Source organism: Megasphaera sp. DJF_B143 (assembly GCF_900320625.1).
Lineage (GTDB): Bacteria > Bacillota > Negativicutes > Veillonellales > Megasphaeraceae > Megasphaera > Megasphaera hexanoica.
Genome location: NZ_ONTA01000232.1, coordinates 1 through 3,846, shown reverse-complemented (window position 1 = coordinate 3,846; position 3,846 = coordinate 1). Strand labels below are relative to the sequence as shown.

Annotated in this window: 4 protein-coding genes; all 4 read right to left on the bottom strand. The window is 51.8% G+C overall.

Going from position 1 to position 3,846, the window contains the following annotated elements; translation table 11 throughout:
* Positions 1–136 precede the first annotated feature (136 nt).
* Positions 137–574 (bottom strand): Fe-S cluster assembly sulfur transfer protein SufU, encoded by a 438-nt coding sequence (gene sufU, locus DBO31_RS06980; RefSeq protein ID WP_059077328.1) that lies wholly within the window; start codon positions 572–574, stop codon positions 137–139.
* Positions 575–588: 14 nt separating this feature from the next.
* Positions 589–1,809: an aminotransferase class V-fold PLP-dependent enzyme gene (locus tag DBO31_RS06975; protein WP_075582157.1), complete on the bottom strand. Its 1,221-nt coding sequence runs from the start codon at positions 1,807–1,809 to the stop codon at positions 589–591.
* The gene (locus tag DBO31_RS06970; RefSeq protein ID WP_059077330.1) at positions 1,772–2,908 is read right to left on the bottom strand and encodes a SufD family Fe-S cluster assembly protein; all 1,137 of its coding nucleotides are present in this window, start codon (positions 2,906–2,908) and stop codon (positions 1,772–1,774) included. The genes DBO31_RS06975 and DBO31_RS06970 overlap by 38 nt, the downstream gene beginning before the upstream one ends.
* A gap of 15 nt (positions 2,909–2,923) precedes the next feature.
* The coding region (gene sufB, locus DBO31_RS06965) for a Fe-S cluster assembly protein SufB (protein ID WP_150824784.1) at positions 2,924–3,846 on the bottom strand (923 nt) is incomplete at its 5' end.

Here is a 3,846-nt window from a genome sequence, read left to right as displayed (position 1 = left end):
TTTGATACTGGCTGTCTGACTTATCACGTAAATGCCAAAACAGGCTGTTCCACTAAGCACGGTTACTTAATGGAACAGCCTGTTTTTCATATACAGCACTGCTAACAGTCAACCGCTGACTGCTAAATGCTAGCCACTACTTTTCTTCCCGTTCCAGGGCGTCTTTCAGCGTATGCCATGCCAGGACGGCGCACTTGACACGGGCCGGCATGTTGGAAATGTTCTTGAGGGCAATAGCATCTTCCAGTTCTTCCAGCTTGTCATCGTCAGTCACTTCCCGCTTGATCATTTCCAGGAAGAGGTTGACCAGGCGCAGCGCTTCTTCGACGGTCTTGCCCTTGATGAGGTCGATCATGATATCAGCCGAAGCCTGGCTGATGGCACAGCCATGGCCTGTATAGGCGGCATCTTTGATGACCCCGTCCTGAATATCAGCCTGCAGGGTAATATCGTCGCCACAGCTCGGGTTATGGCCGTGTTCGCTGAGGTTGGCACCATCGAGGGGATGCTTGTTTTCCTGACACTGGTTGTGTTCCAGGATGATGTCGGAATACAATTCATTCATATTTTCCATGACTTTTTATCTCCTTAATCGTTGAAGCCCATCTGCTTGCGGACGAGAGGCAGTTTTTCAAGGAAGTAATCCACTTCTTCGAGGGTATTGTAGATATAGAAGCTGGCGCGGTTGGACGCTTCTACGCCGAGATGAGCACCGAGCGGCTGGGCACAATGGTGGCCCGAACGGATGGCAATGCCGAAGCTGTCGAGGATGGTAGCCGCATCATGAGGATGGACACCGTCGATGGTAAAGGTAATGACGCCCGTCTTTTCTTCCGGATCGGTGCTGCCGATAATGTGGATATGGGGAATCTTCTTCATCCCTTCCAGGCAGTGTTTCGTCAGTTCGTATTCATGGGATTCGATATTGTCCATGCCGATGTCTTCCAGATAATCGATAGCGGCGTGGAGGGCGACGGCACCTTCTACGTTCTGGGAGCCGGCTTCGAATTTAAAGGGCAGTTCATTGAACGTCGTGGACTGTTCCTGAACGTATTCGATCATATCGCCGCCCAGGAGGAACGGTTCCATTCCTTCCAGGATGGCTTTCTTGCCATAGAGTACGCCCGTGCTGGCCGAGCCGCACATCTTGTGGCCGGAGAATACGAAGAAATCACAATCCAGGTCCTGTACGTCCGTCTTCATATGAGGCGTGGACTGGGCGCCATCGACGATGGCAATGGCTCCTACGGCATGAGCTCTGGCAACGATGTCCTTTACAGGCCGTTTCATGCCAAAGACATTGCTGACGGCGGCAAAGGAAACGATTTTCGTCTTGTCATCAATCTTAGCCAGGTCTTCTTCCGTAAAATGGCCTTCCTTGTCGAGATACATATAGACCAGTTCAGCTCCGGTCTTCTGGCAGACGCGCTGCCAGGTAACCAGATTGGAATGATGTTCCGAAATAGGAATGACGATTTTATCGCCTTTTTTCAGTTTCGGTTCGGCGTAGCTGCGGGCAATGAGGTTCAGGGCTTCCGTCGTATTGCGCACGAAGACGACTTCTTCACTCGATGCGGCATTGATGAAGCGCCGTACGGCTTCGCGGGCTTCATCATAGACTTCACCGGCTTCGATGCTCAGGATATGGGCACCGCGATGGGGATTGCCATTGTGATGTTCCAGGAGATCCACGATGGCATGAATGACCTGATAGGGCTTCTGCGTCGTTGCCGCATTGTCAAAATAAACAATCTGATGACCATTGTGGACTTTAGTCAAGATGGGGAAATCTTTGCGTACATTTAGCATGGCAATCACCTTTCTTATAGCAGAACTGCATCTTTTCCCGTACAGCCTGCAGAACTTTATTTTCTAAATCAGTATCACCCAGTTTATCGATGACCGGGCGGATATTGGATTCGACGATGATCAGCTGGGCTCCTGCTTCATTGAAGCCGCGGCTCATGAGGTAGAACAGCTTGTCCTTATCGATCTGGCCGGCACTGGATGCATGGTTGCCGACGACGTCGTCTTCCTTGCAAAGCAGCAAGGGAACCGAAATGGAATGGACGTTGGGGCTCAAAAGGATGCATGTATCCGATTCGGACCCGACGGCCTTTTTGCCACCGCGGAGGAAATCAATGGTGCCGCGGAAGTATTTCTTCGACGTATCGAGAAGGGCACCTGTCGTCACGATGTCCGTATTGGTCTTGACGCCTTTTGTCGGTACCCAGTAGGAAAAATCGACAATCTGGTCATCATTTCCCAGATACATGGCCTGACTGTTGAAATTGCTTTCATCGTGCATCAGGTCTGTCTTATAGTAGACGATAGCCGCCTTGGCGCCGATTTCCGCACTGACATAATCGATTGTGCTTTCCTTACCGGCATCGGCATAGCGGTGTTCCACGTGGCGGACGTGATGGCCGTGGAGCTGTACTTTGCTGATTTTAACGTGAGCCTGTTCGCCTGTCTTGACATAGGTCAGGAAATTAACATATCCACCGGCAGCATCGCCGTCAAAAATCAGATATACGGTGAGGTCGCTGTGATCTCCGGCCTGAATGGTGAGCTGGCCCGTAATCTGCGGGACGGCAGCACTGACCGTATAGTCAAGCCATACGGCACCTTTCTGGCCTGCACCGACCGTTACGGCACAGCCCGTATTGCTTTCATCGAGGGCCTTGTTCAGGTCTTTTTCATTGGATCCCTGGAAGTCCCCCAAATCCGGTACCTGCCGGCCCGTATAAAAGGATACGGCAGCATCGCCGGTATGACGTTCAGCCGGTGTATAGGAGGGCACGGATTTCTGTGCCAGTGGTTCTAAATCGAGGTGATTGACTTTCATCCAGCGGAAGGTAGGACGCGGAAGCTGATTATATTGTACGACTACTTTATCTTTTGCCATTCTTCTCCTCCTCCCTTATTTCAACGAACCTTTGAGTTCGAGGTTGATCAGGTTATTCATTTCAACGGCATATTCTAATGGCAGTGCCTTGGAAACCGGTTCTACGAATCCCCGTACGAGCATGGCCCGGGCTTCATCTTCGCTGAGGCCGCGGCTCATGAGATAGAAAATCGCTTCGTCGGAAATACGGCCGATAGAGGCTTCATGGCCCAGGTCGATGTTGTCGTTCTTGACGACGATAGCCGGGATCGTATCAGACTGGGACTGTTCATCCAGCATGAGCGATTCACAGCTGACGTTGGCCTTGGCTCCTTCTGCCTTGGGATTGATGACGACGCTGCCTCGGTAAATGCAGACACCGCCGCTCTTGCTGATGGATTTGGAATTGATGTTGCTCGACGTATGAGGCGCATTGTGGACGACCTTGGAACCCGTATCGAGATATTGTCCCTTACCGGCAAAGGTTACGCCCGTGAATTCGCAGTGTGCCCCTTCTCCCTGGAGGATACTCATAGGATAGAGACAGGACGTATGGGATCCAAAGGAACCGGTGACCCAGTTGATGGTCCCGTTCTTGCCGACAATGGCCCGTTTCGTATTGAGGTTGTACATATTTTTGGACCAGTTTTCGATTGTCGAATAGGTCAGCGTAGCATCGTCACCTATGAAGAGTTCGACGCAGCCGGCATGGAGGTTGGCCACGTTGTATTTCGGTGCCGAACAGCCTTCAATGAAGTGGACTTTGGCACCTTTTTCGACGATGATCATGGTGTGTTCGAACTGGCCTGCTCCCGGTGCATTGAGACGGAAATAGCTCTGCAGGGGAATGGACACATCGACACCGGCCGGTACGTAGACGAAGGAGCCACCAGACCAGACGGCGCCGTGGAGGGCAGCGAATTTATGATCCGTCGGCGGCACGAGTTTCATGAAATGGG